Raw genomic sequence first — 15,119 nt, 5'->3', positions numbered from 1 at the left:
ACAGAACAACCTCGACGACGAGAGGTCATCGTGACGGGTTCAGAGACCTACGACGTGGCGGTCATCGGCTACGGCCCGACCGGCGCGACTGCCGCCAATATTCTGGGTCAACTAGGGCTGAAAGTTGTTGTGCTCGAGCGAGATCCAGACGTCTACAACCGGGCCCGCGCGATCTCGACCGACGAAGAGGTGATGCGGATCTGGCAGTCGGTAGGCCTGGCCGAACGGTTGCAGCGCGACATGCTTCCCGACCGTCCGCTGACCTTCGTCGACGCCAACAACGTGCCGTTCATCGACCTGAAGATCCGGCCCCACGGTGCGGGCCATCCACCGCAGCAATTTCTGTATCAGCCCGCGGTCGACCGGGTACTGCGTGAAGGCGTCGCACGCTTCACCGACGTCGACGTGCTGCTGGAGCACGAATGCCTGCGGGTGCACCCTCATGACGATCGGGTCGAATTGATGTTGGCCGACCTCCGCACGGACACGCTGAAACGGATCCACGCGTCGTACGTGATTGCCGCCGACGGCGGCTCGTCGCCGACTCGAGGCCAACTCGGCGTTGGCTACACCGGGCGGACCTACAGCGAACGCTGGGTCGTCATCGACACGAAGGTACTCGAGGAGTGGGACGGCCACGACAGGTTGCGCTTTCACTGCAATCCCGACCGGCCCACCGTCGACTGTCCAACCCCACTGGGTCATCACCGATGGGAATTCCCTGCCCGCACAGGTGAACTCGAGGCGGATCTGCTTCGGCACGACGCGATCTGGAAGGTCCTCAACGACCAGGGCATTACCACACGCAACGTCGAGATTCTGCGGGCCGTGATCTACAGCCACCACGTTCGGGTCGCCGACCGATGGCAGGTCGGCCGCATATTTCTCGCCGGCGATGCCGCGCACGCGATGCCCCCGTGGATCGGGCAGGGGATGTCGGCCGGGGTGCGCGACGCCGCCAACCTGTGCTGGAAGCTGGCGGCCGTCCTCAAGGGGGACGCCTCGGATGCTCTGCTCGATTCCTATCAAGTCGAGCGCCAGCCTCACGTCACCGAGGTGACGCGACGTGCGGTTCGCACTGGGCGGGTCATCACCGAGCGAAACAGGGCGGTCGCCGTTGCGCGGAATCATCTGCTGCGCACCATCTTGAGGGTCCCCGGCGTCAACGGTCACCTGGACAGGCTGACCTGGATCCCTGCTGCGCGATACCGGCAGGGCTATCTGAGCACGGTCAGGCATCCCGCCGTGGGATGGCAAGTCCCGCAACCGTGGGTTGCCGGCGCCGACGGCGCGAAAACCCGTCTCGACGAGGTACTCGGCGGCCGGTGGGCCGTCATACACACGGGTGCGCCGCCCCGCGACGCGAATGCATGGGGAGTCCCGCTCATTGCGGTGACTGAACCCAGCCTCGTTCGCTGGCTGCAGCGCAGGAAGGCTGGGTCGGCGGTGCTGCGTCCGGACGGCTTCATCTATGCCGCAGCAAAACCCGGCCAGCCCTTGCCCCCACCGCCGACGGGTTGGGCATGCTCCACCGCGACCCGGGTGGAGGCCAACGCATGACCGCCACACTCGCCGAGCACACCGTCAGCGTCGCCGATAGGCGTATCTTCTTCGCCGAAGCGGGCAGCGGGCAACCCGTGATCATGCTGCACGGTGGCGGTCCCGGCGCGTCCGGGGTGTCCAACTATTCCCGCAACATCGATGTTCTCGCACAACACTTCCGGGTGATCGTCCCGGACATGCCCGGCTACGGCCAGTCCAGCAAGGGCGTCGACCAATCCGACCCGTTCGGCGACCTCGCCGATACCATCCGCGGCCTGATGAACGAAATCGACATCGCCACAGCGCATCTGGTCGGTAACTCCTATGGCGGCGCGGCCGCGCTGAGATTGGCACTGGACACACCGGACCGAGTGGACAAGCTCGTGCTGATGGGTCCCGGCGGCATCGGCACCACCCGTGGGCTACCGACTGTCGGCTTGACGAACCTGCTCTCCTACTACGGCGGCAGTGGCCCTAGTCGCGACAAGCTGGCCAGCTTCATCCGCAACTACCTCGTCTACGAGGGTGCCTCGGTGCCCGACAGCCTGATCGACACCCGCTACGCGGCCTCCCTCGATCCTGAGGTTGTTGCCGATCCCCCACTGCGCCGACCCTCGGGTCCGCTGGCACTGCGGACGCTGTGGCGGATGGACCTCACTCGCGACAAGCGGTTGACCCGGTTGACGACGCCGACGCTGGTGCTGTGGGGCCGCGACGACAAGGTCAATCGGCCGGCCGGCGGGCCGATGCTGGCGCGCATGATGCCCCACGCCGAGCTGGTCATGTCGTCGCGGACCGGCCACTGGCTGCAATGGGAGCGCGCCGCGCTGTTCAATACGCTTGTCGTAGATTTCCTCAGCGAATCAACGGTTTTCGACGCGTGAACGTCTTCGGCAGCGTCCACCTCGGCTACGTCGTCGTCGACACCGAGAAATTCGATGACTGGAGGCGCTTCGGTCGCGATGCCATCGGCATGCACCTCGACGAGACGCTGCCCGGGCTGATGCGGTTCCGGGTCGACGACCACCGGTGCCGCCTGCTGGTGCGACGTGGACCGGCCGAAGACGTCGGCACCCTCGGCTGGGAGATCGACGACCATCAGACGTTCGACGACGTGCTGGCCCGAGTAAGCGGCCGCGGCGTGCCGGTAGTGGAGGGAACGGCCGACGAAGCCGCGGTGCGTGGCGTCGAACGCCTGGTCCGGTTCCCGGGGCCCAATGGGTTGATGCAGGAGATCTTCACCCGGCCCTGCCTCGACGATGCACCGCTGGACATGGCTGCTCGCGGCGGCTTCGTGACCGGAAGGTTCGGCCTTGGTCACGTCGCCGTCACCAGTACCAAACCCGAACAGGTGCGCAGCTACTACGGCACGGTCTTCGACGCGCGGCTCACCGATTACATCGACGAGACGATCAGCGGCCTCAAGTTCAAAATCCGGTTCCTGCGCGTCAACGAGCGCCATCACTCGATCGCGATCGCGGCGGTGAACCGGCTGCCGGTCAACCCGATTCGCACGCGGGTGCAACACGTCAACGTGCAGGTAGCTGACCTCGAGGACATGACGGCGTCCTATCAGCGCGTCAAAGCCCTCGGCTTCGACATGGCTCTGGCGGTCGGTCAGCACACCAACGACCGGGAGCTCTCCTACTACGCCGTGACGCCCTCGGGATTCGAATGGGAAGTGGGCTGGAATCCAATTGTGGTCAACGAGAAAACCTGGGAGCCAACGACATATCAAGGAATCAGTATCTGGGGCCACACCCGCGAAGGGCAGACGATCGTCGAGAAGCTGACCCAGTTCAAGACCGCCGCCCGGTCGCTGCTGCACCGCGAAGACACCGTGCTCACGCTGGCTCACAATTGAGGAGGAGACCGTGCTACGCATCGACACCCATCACCACGTAATCCCGCCCGACTACCGAAAGGTGTTGCGGGAGCGCGGCCTCCTCGAATCCGGTGGACGCGCTCTGCCGGAGTGGAACGTTGACTCATCGCTTCAGGCGATGGCCGAGCTTGACGTCGGCACCGCGATCTTGTCCGTATCCACCCCTGGCACAGCGTTTTTGCCGAGCCCGGCTGATGCCGCCGCGCTGGCACGCGACCTCAACGACTACACCGCTGATCTCGCTGCGGCCCGGCCCGAACGATTTGGGTACTTCGCCACCGTTCCGCTACCGCACATCGATGAGTCGATCACCGAAACGGTTCGCGCGCTCGACGAACTCGGCGCCGACGGTGTTGTCTTGCTTGCCAACAACGCCGGAACCTACGTCGGTGAGGACGGTCAGGACGCGCTGTTCGCCGCCCTCGATGAACGCTCGGCCGTGGTATTGATTCATCCCGGGGAACTTCCCGGTCCCCAGGTGCCCGGCATCGTGCCGTTCGCGGTCGACTTCCTGCTCGACACCACACGTGCCGCATACCTGTTGGTGCGCAACGGTATTCCGACCCGCTATCCCAGCATCCGATTCATCCTCAGCCACGGCGGAGGATTCGTCCCCTACGCCAGCCACCGGATGGCGATAACACTGACCGCTGAAACCGGCCGCAGCCCGGCGGACATCCTCGACGATTTCGCGAGCTTCTATTTCGACACCGCCTTGTCCTCCAGCGCCGCGGCGTTGCCGACACTGCTGGCCTTCGCCCGGCCGGGTCATGTCACGTACGGATCCGACTGGCCCTATGCCCCTACCGTCGCCGGAAAGCTGTTCGCGGCGGGCCTGGAGACTTACCCGGCACTCGATGCTCAGGATCGGGTGGCCATCGAGCGGACCAACGCGTTGGCCCTGTTCCCCCGGCTCGGCGCTGCCCCGCAACCGATTCCGCAATCACCGGTTCAGCGCATCCGCCGTACTGTCAGCCGCTCGGTGCTGCGCGGGGTTGCTCGTCTGACAAGCACTAGTTGACCGGCGAGAAAACGTAACCCGATATGTCAGTGGTCCTGCTTAGCATTCGGACATGACGAACTGGATCAACACCGTCAGCCGTGACCATGTCGAAAGCGCGGTGCGCGGGCGGTTCACTCAGGCCAACCACGGCAAGCCGCACATGCTTGGCAAGATGGCCCGAGGCGACTGGATCGTCTTCTACTCACCGAAGACTCTCTACCCCGACGGCGAGCCGCTGCAGGCCTTCACCGCGATCGGCCGAGTTGCCGATGATGAGCCATATCAGGGTGAAATGGCGCCTGACTTCCACCCGTGGCGGCGAAACGTCGACTTCCTCGATTTCCGGGAGACACCCATCCGCCCGCTGATCGATCAACTCGACTTCATCGAGGATAAAGCCCGGTGGGGCTTCAAATTTCGATTCGGGGTGTTCAAGATCGACGAGCACGATTTGGAGGTGATCCGCTCGGCGATGACGGGCTCGTGAACCGTCAGCCTCGCCTCTCCCCGGATTCCTGCCATCTGCCTCAGGCCGGGTCCTCGGCGTCCCAGGGGACCATGCCGGATACCCAGTGCGTAATCACTTCCTCCTGGTCGTTGCGGTGCAGATGCCGCGGCGGTTGAGCAAAGGTCTCATAAGGCTTGCAGCGCACGACGACCCGATTCTCCTTTTCGGCCATCGCTTCGATGAACGGGCGGGCTTCCTCGCCGAGCGGCTGGCCGGACATCCGCCCGGCGACCGCCGTCATGACGTCGACGACCAGGTCGCGATCACTCTCGATGACCGCGTCCGCGTAGACCTGTAAGTAGGCGAATGGCCAGCGTTCGTCGAGCACACAGAGGCTCACCTTGCCGTCGCGCCCGATCACTCGGGCCTTGCCGCGGCCGGCCATCGTCGATACAAGCAACTCGCCGTCGTCGGTGGGGATGTAGTACACGATCGACATCCCGGGTCCGTCGTTTTTGCGGCGGTAGCCAAACACACACGTCCGATGAGTCCGCACGAATTCGCGCCGCTCTGACGGCAGCATGTCGCGGTCGGTGGGAGCCGTGAACGGTTCGGTCGAAAGGGGAAGCAGCATGGTCGGCCTGTCCTCGTCGTTTTATTAATGGTTACAGTGTTGCCGTTATTGCGGATGCTGTCAAGGGTCGCCATACTGACGCGGTGAGCACCACCAATTCCCGCACCCGCGGACGTCCACCGGTACCGCTGGACCGCATCGTCACCACGGCGCTGCAGATCGTCGACGACGAAGGCGCGGACGCCCTGTCGATGCGAACGCTTGCGCAGCGGCTGGACTCCGGTACCGCCACGCTGTATCGGCACTTCGCCGGCCGGTCGGAGTTGATCGCCCACGTCGTCGACCGGCTGTTCGGCACCATCGAATTGGACCCGGCAACACTTGGCGCGCTGCCCTGGCAGGACGCGGCTAAAGCGGTGGCCCACAGCATGTTTGACGTATTGCGACGCCACCAGAATGTGACGTCCCTCCTGTCCGGCAACGTGCCGATCGGACCGAACGCCCTTGCCGCCCGGGAACAGATGCTCGCGTTCCTGCTCGCCAACGGTTTCCCGACAGCACTCGCGGCGCGGGCGTACGCAACACTGGCCCGCTACATTCTCGGCTTTGCCATGCAACTCAACAGCAGCCATGGGGATCTCAGTGATGCGAAGTTGGCGCAGATCTTCCACGACCTCGACAGCAACGAGTTCCCCGCCACCGTCACTGTGGCGGATAGTCTCCCGGTGCCCCTGGACGACGAGTTCGCGTTCGGCCTCGACCTGATCGTCGACGGATTGGCTCAGGCGCTTCACCGTACGCAGTCGCCCGGGGCTAACGTCAACGGCTAGCGACTCACAACGGAGGTGGCATGCGCGCAGCACAATTGACCAGGCTGGACGGTCCTGAGGCGGTCGAGGTCGGTGAGATCGACGAGCCGACCGGCGACGGCGTCATCGTCGACGTGCATGCGGCCGGCGCGGCTTTCCCCGACGCGCTGCTGACCCGGGGCCTCTACCAGTACCGCCCGGACCCGCCGTTCGTCCTGGGCGCCGAGATCGCCGGCGTGGTCCGATCGGCCCCGGCCGATGCGCACATCAAGGAGGGCGACCGCGTCGTCGGTTTGACCATGCTGACCGGAGGCATGGCCGAAGTCGCCGTGCTGCAGCCTGACCGGGTGTTCAAGCTGCCGGACAACGTCAGCTTCACCGCGGGCGCGGGCCTGCTGTTCAACGACTTGACCATGTACTTCGGGCTTACCGTCCGGGGACGACTGCACGAAGGCGAATCGGTGTTGGTGCACGGCGCGGCCGGCGGCATCGGCACTTCGACGCTCCGGCTGGCCAAGGTGCTCGGAGCGTCCAAGGTCATCGCCGTTGTCAGCACCGAGGAAAAGGGCGACATCGCACGGGCGGCAGGCGCCACCGACGTCGTGCTGGCCGACGGCTTCAAGGACGCAGCCAAGGAACTGACCGGAGGTGCCGGTGTCGACATGGTGGTCGACCCGGTCGGTGGCGATCGATTCACCGACTCGCTGCGCTCGCTGGCTCCTGGCGGTCGGCTGCTGGTGATCGGCTTTACCGGCGGTGACATCCCGACGGTCAAGGTCAACCGGTTGCTGCTGAACAACATTGACGTCGTCGGCGTCGGATGGGGGGCCTGGGCGGGCACCCACCTGAACGCGTTGACCGAGCAGTGGGCCGCGCTCGAGCAGCTGCTGGCTTCCGGCAAGCTGCCGCCGCCCGAGCCGGTGGTCTACCCGCTGGAAGAAGCGGCGGCCGCGATCGCCTCGCTGGAGAATCGCACCGCAAAAGGGAAAGTCGTTCTACGCGTGCGTGACTGACGATTACGTCTCCGCGGAGATCACCTGCTCGCCGCCAGGTCGGACAAATTCCGGAGCGACTTCTCCAGATGTGAAGGCTCGAACGGCGGGAATTGAATGTGCTGGCGCAATTCGGCCGGAACCGCCGACCAGTCGTAGGTGAGCGTGACGTTGGCTTCGGTCGGCCCGGCGCCTGCGATGTCGTAACGCCAGACCCAGCCGCCGAATGACATCTGCCCGTCGCCGGCCACGTCCTGGCCCGGTTCCCAAGCGATGGCGCGGGGACGGTCGAATACCACGACCTTGTTGGCCATCTCGTAATTCTTGTTGGGGTGGTTGTCGTGGTACATCGCGATTCGGAAGATCTGGCCGGCCTCGGTCAGCGACTTCCCATCGAGCGATTCGCGCACCCATCCGGTCCCGTCGATGGCGGCGTGCGTCGTCGGGTCCGCCAATACGTCGAACACCGCTTCGGTCGACGCGGGGATGGTGAGGGTGGCGATGATCGTGTCTTTGGTCATGCCGAGACAGACTGCGCATGGGCGGAAAAATAATCTCCACGTGTCTTGTATGCGCCAGGAAAAAAAGTAATGTCACTTTCAGTTTTTGCCCGATCCGTAGGCAACGAACCTCTGGAGCTGATGTGGAATCCTTCGTTCACCTGCGCAAAGGCAGAACACCGCAACGGCTGCACGCCGATCTCGACGGCCTCAAAGACGACGAACTTGGCCGAGGCGGCTTCACCGGCCGCACCGCGAACCTGTATCGACGCAACGATCCCACTGCCTACCGATCCGAGGGTCCGCTGCGCCCGATCGACGTCCTCTCCAGCGAGCTCAAACCCAGCGACGCCACCGACGCCGACGGCGGGCCGCTGCTGATGTTCAGCAATGCGGACTGCCGGATCTCGTTGTCCCGCCGTGACCAGCCGATGCCCTACTTCGCCCGGTGCGTCGACGGCGACCTGCTGTGCTTCGTGCACCGAGGCGAAGGTCTGCTCGAGACCGAGTTCGGGCCGCTGCGCTACCGCTCCGGCGATTGGGTGTACCTGCCGAAGGCGTGCACGTGGCGCCAGGTGCCCGACGCAGAGACGACACTACTGATGATCGAAGCCAGTGACGAGTTCCGTGTTCCGCCGCCAGGCTCGTTGGGTCGCCACTTCCCGTTCGATCCTTCGCAGGCGGTCATCCCGGAGCCCGCGCCGATAGACGACGACGGCCGCGACGAGTACCGCGTCCGGCTGATCCACGAGGGTGGTCCGACAACGCTTGTCTACCAACACCATCCGCTTGATGTCGAGGGCTGGCGCGGGGACAATTTCGCGTTCACGTTCAACATCGCCGACTACAACGTGGTGACCTCCGACAGCGTCCACCTCCCGCCTACCGTGCACCTGTTCATGCAAGCCACCGGTGTTTACGTGATGAACTTCCTGCCTAAGCCCGCCGAAAGCGTGCCCGGCACGGAGCGCACGCCGTGGTACCACCGCAACGTCGACTACGACGAGATCGCGTTCTTCCACGGAGGCTCGCTGTACGGCATCCCGATGCCGCCCGGACTCATTTCTCATGCGCCCCAGGGCGTTCACCACGGCGCACCGGAGAAGGCACGCGAACGGGCTCGCCGCAAGTTCGACGAGTACTCGCGCGTCGACTGGATGGTCATCGCCGTCGACACCCGTCGACGGCTCACCCCGTCAGCGGAAGTGCTGGCGCACGACTTAGGACAGCACTGATGACGACCACCACTGCTCCGGTAAAACACGACTACGAGCGGATCCCGTATCTGGTTGCTTTTCAGAACAATTCGGAGGTTCGCGACGTCTACGGCGGTCTCGCCGAGATCGTTGTGCTGGAGAGCTATTTGCTCAAGCCCAAACAGCGTCCGTCGGACACCGTGCTGGTGTTCATGCATCCCATCGGCGGCGGGGCCTACCTGCCTATGATCAACGCGCTCGCCCGAGCAGGTCATCACGTCATCTACTGCAACAGCCGATTCCGCGGTACCGACTCCGCGCTGCTGATGGAGAAGGTCGTTGAGGATCTCGGCGCCGCCATCAAGGACGCCAAGGAGCGTCTCGGTTACCGCAAGGTGGTGCTCGCCGGGTGGAGCGGCGGCGGATCGCTGTCGGTGTTCTACCAGCAGCAGGCACAGCACGCGACCGTCACCTGCAGCCCGTCCGGCGACGGCCCCGACCTGACCAAGCTCGACCTGCCCGCCGCCGACGGCATCATGCTGCTGGCCGCCCACATCAGCCGGCACGGCACGTTGACCGAATGGCTGGACGCCTCGATCCTCGACGAGTCGGATCCTACGAAGCGTGATCCGGAACTGGACCTGTACAATCCGGACAATCCCAATCAACCGCCTTACAGCGACGAGTTCCTGTCCCGCTACCGGCTGGCACAGATCGAGCGCAACCGCCGAATCACCGCCTGGGTCAAGGACAAGCTGGCCGAGTTGCGATCCAGCGGGCGCCCGCACGATGAATTCGGATTCGTCGTACACGGCACCATGGCCGACCCGCGCTGGCTCGACCCGGCCGTCGATCCTAACGAACGGGTCCCCGGAACCTGCTATTTAGGAGATCCTCGAGTCGTGAACATGAGCCCGGTCGGCCTGGCACGCTTCTCCACCCTGCGCAGTTGGTTGTCGCAGTGGAGTTACGACGACGCGCACGGAGACGGGATCGCTTGCGGGCGGGACATCGCGGTACCGGCGCTGGTAATCGGCAACCTTGCCGACGACGCGTGCACACCCGAGCACACCCGGCGACTGTTCGAAGCCATCGGGCATCCAGACAAGGAGATGCACGAAATCCACGGCGCCACGCACTACTACGCCGGGCCTGACCAACGCGACAAACTGCGCGAGGCCGTCACCGTTGTCACGGATTGGCTGGAACGCCATGGGTTTGCGGGGGTTTCATGACGGGCGCATTGGAAGGCATCAGGGTGCTCGAATTGGGCACGCTGATCGCCGGACCATTCGCAGGACGGCTGCTCGGCGACATGGGCGCCGACGTGATCAAGATTGAACCCCCGGGCGCGCCGGACCCACTGCGCACCTGGGGCCAAGCCGAGGTCGACGGGCACCACGTGTTCTGGACCGTGCACGCTCGCAACAAGCAAGCCATCACCCTCGACCTGCGCCAACCGCGCGGCCGCGACGTGTTCCTTGATCTGGTCGAAAAATCCGACATCGTCGTCGAGAACTTCCGGCCCGGCACACTGGAAAAGTGGAACCTCGGTTATGACGTTCTCAGCGAACGGAATCCGAGGATCATCCTGGTCCGGGTGTCCGGTTACGGGCAGACCGGGCCCGACGCGCACAAAGCCGGTTACGCCTCGGTGGCTGAAGCGTCCAGCGGCCTGCGTCACCTCAACGGCTTTCCGGGCGGACCGCCGCCACGGCTGGCACTGTCGCTGGGCGACAGCCTGGCCGGAATGTTCGGCGCCCAGGGCGCGCTCGCCGCGCTGTACCGGCGCAGCGTCACCGGACATGGTCAAGTCGTCGACGTGGCGCTCAACGAATCATGCTTGGCTGTCCAGGAATCCACCATTCCCGACTACGACGTGGGCGGCGTCGTCCGGGGACCGTCGGGCACACGGCTGGAGGGTATTGCTCCCTCGAACATCTACCAGAGTGCCGACGGGTCGTGGGTGGTGATCGCCGCCAACCAGGACACCGTGTTCGCTCGGCTCTGTCGGGCGATGGGTCGAGCCGAGCTGGCCACCGACGAGCGTTTCGCCAACCATGTCGCCCGCGGCCGTAACCAAGACGAACTCGATGTGATCATCGGCGCCTGGGCCGCCGAGCGTCAGCCCGGCGACATCATCGAGACACTCAGCGCCGCAGGGGTGATCTCGGGACCGATCAACACCGTCGCCGAGGTGGTCAACGACCCACAGTTGCGGGCGCGCGGCATGCTCGTCGAGCACTACGACGAGCGTCTGGGCCGGCCCGTGCTGGGACCGGGTATCACGCCGGTGCTGTCGGAATCGCCTGGCGGCGTGCGCAATGCCGGGTCGGCGCGGCCGGGTCAGCACAACGACGACGTCTACCTCGGGCTGCTCGGCAAGACACCCGACGAGGTCGAGGTGCTGCGCAGCGAGAAGGTGATCTGATGGCACACGTCGACATCCGCGAGGTCGCGCTGCGCGACGGCCTGCAGATCGAAAAGCCAATCCCGTTGTCCGCCAAGCTGGATCTATTGGCCGCGGTCGCCGCCACCGGAGTACGCGAGATCGAAGCCACCGCGTTCGTCTCCCCGTCGAAGGTGCCGTCGATGGCCGACGCCGCCGAACTGGCCGCCGAACTGCATCGCTATCCCGGCATCGACTTCTCCGCGCTGGTAGCGAGCGCAGGAGGCGCCAAGCGAGCCGTCGCCGCCGGTCTCCGCTCGATCGAGTATGTGGTCGCGGCGAGCGACTCGTTCAGCCAGACCAACGTCGGGCGCAGCAGCGCACAGGCCACCCAGCAGATCGGCGAGATCGTTGCGATCGCACAAGACAGCGATGTCCGCGTGGAAGTGATCGTCGCCGTCGCCTGGGACTGTCCTTTCGACGGACCCACGGCACCGCAGCGGGTTCTCGATATCGCCAGCGCCGCAGTCGACTACGGCGTCGATCGGTTCAGCATCGCGGACACCATCGGCACCACTACCCCGGGACGAGTCCGGTCGCTGATCTCGCAGCTGCGCCCGGTCATCGGCGACCTTCCCCTGGGCGGCCATTTTCACAACACCCGCGGCGCCGGTCTGGCCAGCGCGTACGCCGCCGTGGAAGCGGGCGTCACCCGGCTGGATGCGTCGGCCGGCGGGCTCGGCGGATGCCCATTCGCGCCGGGTGCGACCGGCAATATCGCCACCGAAGACCTCGTGTACCTGTTGCGCGACAGCGGCATCGACACCGACATCGACCTACCTGCCGCGATCGCCGCCGCCGGTGTCGCGAAATCCGTTGTCGGACATGACTTACCGAGCGCCCTGTTGCGTGCCGGCGACCGGAAACACCTCGATGCCGTCTGACGTACTCACTCCGAAAGGCCGCCAGACCAGGGCGGCCATCGAGCAGGCCGCCCGTAAGCTCTTCGCGGAGCGCGGCTTTCACGGCACCACCCTGGCCGACATCACCTCGGCCGCCGGTAAGTCAGGTGCGGTATTCTACCGCTACTTCGGCGATAAAGAGGACTTGCTCGCCGCCCTGGCGGAGTCGTTTCTCCACGAGGTCGTCACGCCGTCGGGCCTCAGCCTCCACCTCGCTGACTCCGCGGACGACGAGGCCTTTTTCACCACGGTCGTGACCGGCTACTGGAACATGTTCAAACAGAACATCGGCATCATGATCGCCGTGGACCAGCTAGCCACCACCCAGCAGCGGTTCGCCGACGTGCAGAACGAGTTTCGCCGGTTCGGCATGGACATCGTCGCGGCATCGGTGCGGCGCGCACAGCGGCACGGTTACGCGTCCGACCTCAATCCCGAACACATCGCTGCGGCCATCGCGTTACTGTTCGAAAACTTCACCACGGTATTCGTCGGGAGCTCTGGTCTGGGGATCGCGATGAGCGACCACGACGCGATCGCGACGCTCGCCACGGTATGGAAGAAAACCTTGTACGGCTGAGAAGGAGAAATCATCGTGGATTTCACGTTGCCCGAACACCTTGCGGGCCTACTCGCCGACATGGATGCGTTCATCGAACGTGAGATCGCGCCGCTACAGGCCGAGAACATCCAGTACTTCGACAAGCGTCGGGAACACGCGCGCACCGACTGGGACAATGACGGCATCCCAACCCGAGAGTGGGAGGACCTGCTCGCCGAGATGCGCCGACGTGCCGACCGCGCCGGGTGGTTGCGCTACGGCCTGCCCGCATCGCTGGGTGGCCGCGACGGCACCAACATCGACATGGCGGTCATCCGGGAACATCTCGCGCACAAAGGCCTCGGCCTGCACAACGACCTTCAGAACGAGTCGTCGATCGTCGGCAACTTCCCGCAGGTGATCATGATGGAGCGGTTCGGCACCGACGAACAGCGCGCCGCCTGGTCCGAGGCGCTGATCACCGGGGAACGCTCGATGGCCTTCGGACTGACCGAGCCGCTGCACGGCTCCGACGCGACGTGGTTGGAAACTCACGCCAAGCCCGACGGTGACGATTGGATCATCAACGGCGCCAAACGATTCAACACCGGCGTACACCGCGCCACACACGACCTGATCTTTGCCCGCACCTCTGGCGACCCCGGCCAGGCGCAGGGCATCACCGCGTTCCTGGTGCCCACCGACACGTCCGGCTTCGACATCCCGTACTACTGGTGGACCTTCAACATGCCCACCGATCACGGCGAGGTCGAACTGACCGACGTACGGGTGCCCGCCGACGCCGTGCTCGGCGAGGTCGACCGGGGACTCGAGGTTGCGCAGACATTCTTGCACGAGAACCGAATCCGCCAGGCCGCCAGCAGCCTGGGGGCGGCCCAGTACTGCATCGACCGTGCCGCGGAATACGCGAGCACACGAAAGGTTTTCGGGAAACCGCTATCGGCCAACCAAGCCGTGCAGTGGCCGCTGGCCGAGCTGCAGACCGAAGCCCAGATGGTGCGCCTGCTGGTGCAGTACGCGGCGTGGCACCTCGACCGCGACCACCACATGGAGGTATCGGACAAGGTGTCGATGGCCAATTACCGCGCGAACCGATTGGTGTGCGATGCCGCCGACCGCGCGATGCAGATCTTCGGCGGCCTGGGCTACAGCCGTCACGAGCCCTTCGAACACATCTACCGGCACCACCGCCGATACCGAATCACCGAAGGTGCCGAGGAGATTCAGATCCGCCGAGTAGCTCAGCGACTGTTCAAGTTCGGCCGCGCGTGAACCTCGACCTGGCGCGGGAACTCGCCGAGCTGCTGGAACCGGTGCTCGGCCCTGGCACGACGGTCGAGAACCTGACTGCGCTGACGGGCGGCGCCAGCCGGACTACGTGGGCGTTCGACGCGGCCACCGGTCAACAACGAAGGGCGCTGATCCTGCGCACGGGACAGCCCGACGAAGTGCACGCGGGAATGGAGCTCGAAGCCAGCGCCCAGCGCGCAGCGGCGACCGCCGGCGCGCCGGTCCCCCGCATTTTGATCGCCGACGATTCCCCTGCGGCACTGGGCAATCCATTCCTGATCTGTGACGCGATCCCGGGCGAAACCATCGTGCGGCGCATTCAGCGTCGGCTGGGCGACGACGGTCGGGCCCGGCTTTTGAGTCAGTGCGCCGCAGCGCTGGCCGCCATCCATCGAGCTAACCCAGATCTGCCCGGCATCAGCGGCGAAGATCAGATGGCGGAGTGGCGTGAACAACTGGACATCATGAGCGACACGACTGCCACGTTCGAGTGGGCGTTTCGCTGGCTGGACGACAATCGGCCACCTGCTTCCCCACCGCGTCTGGTGCACGGCGATTACCGGATGGGCAACCTCATCGTCGATGAGTCCGGCCTAGCGGCCGTCCTGGACTGGGAACTGGTGCACATCGGCGAGGTGTACGAAGACCTGGCCTGGTTCTGCATCCGGGCCTGGCGCTTCGGCGCGCCAGTGACTCACGCGGCCGGCGGGCTGGGCAGCATCGAGGATTTTCTTCACCGTTATGAAAAGGCCGCCGGCGCAACGGTCGACCGAGCCGCGTTCCACTGGTGGTTGATCCAGGCCACCCTTCGCTGGGGAATCATCTGCCGCTACCAGGCGGAACGCCATCTCAGCGGGCAAACTCGCTCCGTCGAACTCGCGACTATCGGCCGCCGTGTCTGCGAGACCGAATGGGATTTGCTCGATCTGCTCGATAACACTGCCGCGCATACCGAATGAAGGCCTAG

Annotated in this window: 16 protein-coding genes; 14 read left to right on the top strand and 2 right to left on the bottom strand. The window is 65.1% G+C overall.

Going from position 1 to position 15,119, the window contains the following annotated elements:
- Window positions 1-30: 30 nt before the first annotated feature.
- From MKK62_RS17165 to MKK62_RS17145, 5 genes are read left to right on the top strand one after another with little or no spacing between them, the layout of a single operon-like run.
- On the top strand, window positions 31-1,560 hold the full coding sequence (locus MKK62_RS17165) for a bifunctional 3-(3-hydroxy-phenyl)propionate/3-hydroxycinnamic acid hydroxylase (RefSeq protein WP_240258688.1): 1,530 nt from the start codon (window positions 31-33) through the stop codon (window positions 1,558-1,560).
- Window positions 1,557-2,426 (top strand): alpha/beta fold hydrolase, encoded by an 870-nt coding sequence (locus MKK62_RS17160; protein ID WP_240258689.1) that lies wholly within the window; start codon window positions 1,557-1,559, stop codon window positions 2,424-2,426. The genes MKK62_RS17165 and MKK62_RS17160 overlap by 4 nt, the downstream gene beginning before the upstream one ends.
- Complete coding sequence (locus MKK62_RS17155) at window positions 2,423-3,406, top strand: VOC family protein (RefSeq protein WP_240258690.1); 984 nt, start codon at window positions 2,423-2,425, stop codon at window positions 3,404-3,406. The genes MKK62_RS17160 and MKK62_RS17155 overlap by 4 nt, the downstream gene beginning before the upstream one ends.
- A gap of 10 nt (window positions 3,407-3,416) precedes the next feature.
- Window positions 3,417-4,448, top strand: coding sequence for an amidohydrolase family protein (locus MKK62_RS17150; protein WP_240258691.1), 1,032 nt, complete (start codon window positions 3,417-3,419; stop codon window positions 4,446-4,448).
- 52 nt (window positions 4,449-4,500) lie between these two features.
- Window positions 4,501-4,917, top strand: coding sequence for an EVE domain-containing protein (locus MKK62_RS17145; RefSeq protein WP_240258692.1), 417 nt, complete (start codon window positions 4,501-4,503; stop codon window positions 4,915-4,917).
- A 40-nt stretch (window positions 4,918-4,957) separates the two neighbouring features.
- On the opposite strand, the gene MKK62_RS17140 is transcribed toward MKK62_RS17145, so the two are convergent.
- Window positions 4,958-5,512 carry a pyridoxamine 5'-phosphate oxidase family protein gene (locus MKK62_RS17140; protein ID WP_240258693.1) on the bottom strand — a complete coding sequence of 185 codons (555 nt, stop codon included), beginning with the start codon at window positions 5,510-5,512 and terminating at the stop codon, window positions 4,958-4,960.
- A gap of 128 nt (window positions 5,513-5,640) precedes the next feature.
- On the opposite strand from MKK62_RS17140, the gene MKK62_RS17135 reads away from it, so the two are divergent.
- Both MKK62_RS17135 and MKK62_RS17130 read left to right on the top strand, forming a co-directional pair.
- On the top strand, window positions 5,641-6,282 hold the full coding sequence (locus MKK62_RS17135; protein ID WP_240264102.1) for a TetR/AcrR family transcriptional regulator: 642 nt from the start codon (window positions 5,641-5,643) through the stop codon (window positions 6,280-6,282).
- A 20-nt stretch (window positions 6,283-6,302) separates the two neighbouring features.
- On the top strand, window positions 6,303-7,274 hold the full coding sequence (locus tag MKK62_RS17130) for an NADPH:quinone oxidoreductase family protein (protein WP_240258694.1): 972 nt from the start codon (window positions 6,303-6,305) through the stop codon (window positions 7,272-7,274).
- Window positions 7,275-7,294: 20 nt separating this feature from the next.
- Here the strand turns inward: MKK62_RS17130 and MKK62_RS17125 are convergent, their stop codons facing one another.
- Complete coding sequence (locus MKK62_RS17125; RefSeq protein ID WP_240258695.1) at window positions 7,295-7,774, bottom strand: SRPBCC family protein; 480 nt, start codon at window positions 7,772-7,774, stop codon at window positions 7,295-7,297.
- Window positions 7,775-7,896: 122 nt separating this feature from the next.
- Here MKK62_RS17125 and MKK62_RS17120 point away from each other — a divergent pair, with 122 nt between their 5' ends.
- The 7 genes from MKK62_RS17120 to MKK62_RS17090 are packed head-to-tail and all read left to right on the top strand — an operon-like array spanning window position 7,897 to window position 15,111.
- Window positions 7,897-8,988, top strand: a complete 1,092-nt coding sequence (locus MKK62_RS17120; protein WP_240258696.1) for a homogentisate 1,2-dioxygenase — start codon at window positions 7,897-7,899, stop codon at window positions 8,986-8,988.
- Entirely contained in the window at window positions 8,988-10,184 is a 1,197-nt protein-coding gene (locus MKK62_RS17115; protein WP_240258697.1) for an alpha/beta hydrolase, read from the top strand. The genes MKK62_RS17120 and MKK62_RS17115 overlap by 1 nt, the downstream gene beginning before the upstream one ends.
- Complete coding sequence (locus MKK62_RS17110; protein WP_240258698.1) at window positions 10,181-11,380, top strand: CaiB/BaiF CoA transferase family protein; 1,200 nt, start codon at window positions 10,181-10,183, stop codon at window positions 11,378-11,380. The genes MKK62_RS17115 and MKK62_RS17110 overlap by 4 nt, the downstream gene beginning before the upstream one ends.
- Entirely contained in the window at window positions 11,377-12,282 is a 906-nt protein-coding gene (locus tag MKK62_RS17105; protein ID WP_240264103.1) for a hydroxymethylglutaryl-CoA lyase, read from the top strand. The genes MKK62_RS17110 and MKK62_RS17105 overlap by 4 nt, the downstream gene beginning before the upstream one ends.
- Window positions 12,272-12,880: a TetR/AcrR family transcriptional regulator gene (locus tag MKK62_RS17100; RefSeq protein ID WP_240258699.1), complete on the top strand. Its 609-nt coding sequence runs from the start codon at window positions 12,272-12,274 to the stop codon at window positions 12,878-12,880. The genes MKK62_RS17105 and MKK62_RS17100 overlap by 11 nt, the downstream gene beginning before the upstream one ends.
- 15 nt (window positions 12,881-12,895) lie before the next feature.
- Window positions 12,896-14,134, top strand: a complete 1,239-nt coding sequence (locus MKK62_RS17095; protein WP_240258700.1) for an acyl-CoA dehydrogenase family protein — start codon at window positions 12,896-12,898, stop codon at window positions 14,132-14,134.
- Complete coding sequence (locus tag MKK62_RS17090; protein WP_240258701.1) at window positions 14,131-15,111, top strand: phosphotransferase family protein; 981 nt, start codon at window positions 14,131-14,133, stop codon at window positions 15,109-15,111. The genes MKK62_RS17095 and MKK62_RS17090 overlap by 4 nt, the downstream gene beginning before the upstream one ends.
- The last annotated feature ends 8 nt before the right edge of the window (window positions 15,112-15,119 follow it).

The organism is Mycobacterium paraterrae, from assembly GCF_022430545.2.
Classification (GTDB): domain Bacteria; phylum Actinomycetota; class Actinomycetes; order Mycobacteriales; family Mycobacteriaceae; genus Mycobacterium; species Mycobacterium paraterrae.
The sequence above is the reverse complement of the archived record's forward strand: the minus strand, read 5'-3'. Positions and strand labels throughout refer to the sequence as shown.

What these genes read in the sequence shown, in the direction of transcription:
- MKK62_RS17160 (WP_240258689.1), top strand. Translation starts at nt 1,557, where the DNA reads ATGACCGCCACACTCGCCGAGCACACCGTCAGCGTCGCCGATAGGCGT.
- MKK62_RS17145 (WP_240258692.1), top strand. Translation starts at nt 4,501, where the DNA reads ATGACGAACTGGATCAACACCGTCAGCCGTGACCATGTCGAAAGCGCG.
- MKK62_RS17140 (WP_240258693.1), bottom strand. Translation starts at nt 5,512, where the DNA reads ATGCTGCTTCCCCTTTCGACCGAACCGTTCACGGCTCCCACCGACCGC.
- MKK62_RS17130 (WP_240258694.1), top strand. Translation starts at nt 6,303, where the DNA reads ATGCGCGCAGCACAATTGACCAGGCTGGACGGTCCTGAGGCGGTCGAG.
- MKK62_RS17125 (WP_240258695.1), bottom strand. Translation starts at nt 7,774, where the DNA reads ATGACCAAAGACACGATCATCGCCACCCTCACCATCCCCGCGTCGACC.
- MKK62_RS17115 (WP_240258697.1), top strand. Translation starts at nt 8,988, where the DNA reads ATGACGACCACCACTGCTCCGGTAAAACACGACTACGAGCGGATCCCG.
- MKK62_RS17110 (WP_240258698.1), top strand. Translation starts at nt 10,181, where the DNA reads ATGACGGGCGCATTGGAAGGCATCAGGGTGCTCGAATTGGGCACGCTG.
- MKK62_RS17100 (WP_240258699.1), top strand. Translation starts at nt 12,272, where the DNA reads ATGCCGTCTGACGTACTCACTCCGAAAGGCCGCCAGACCAGGGCGGCC.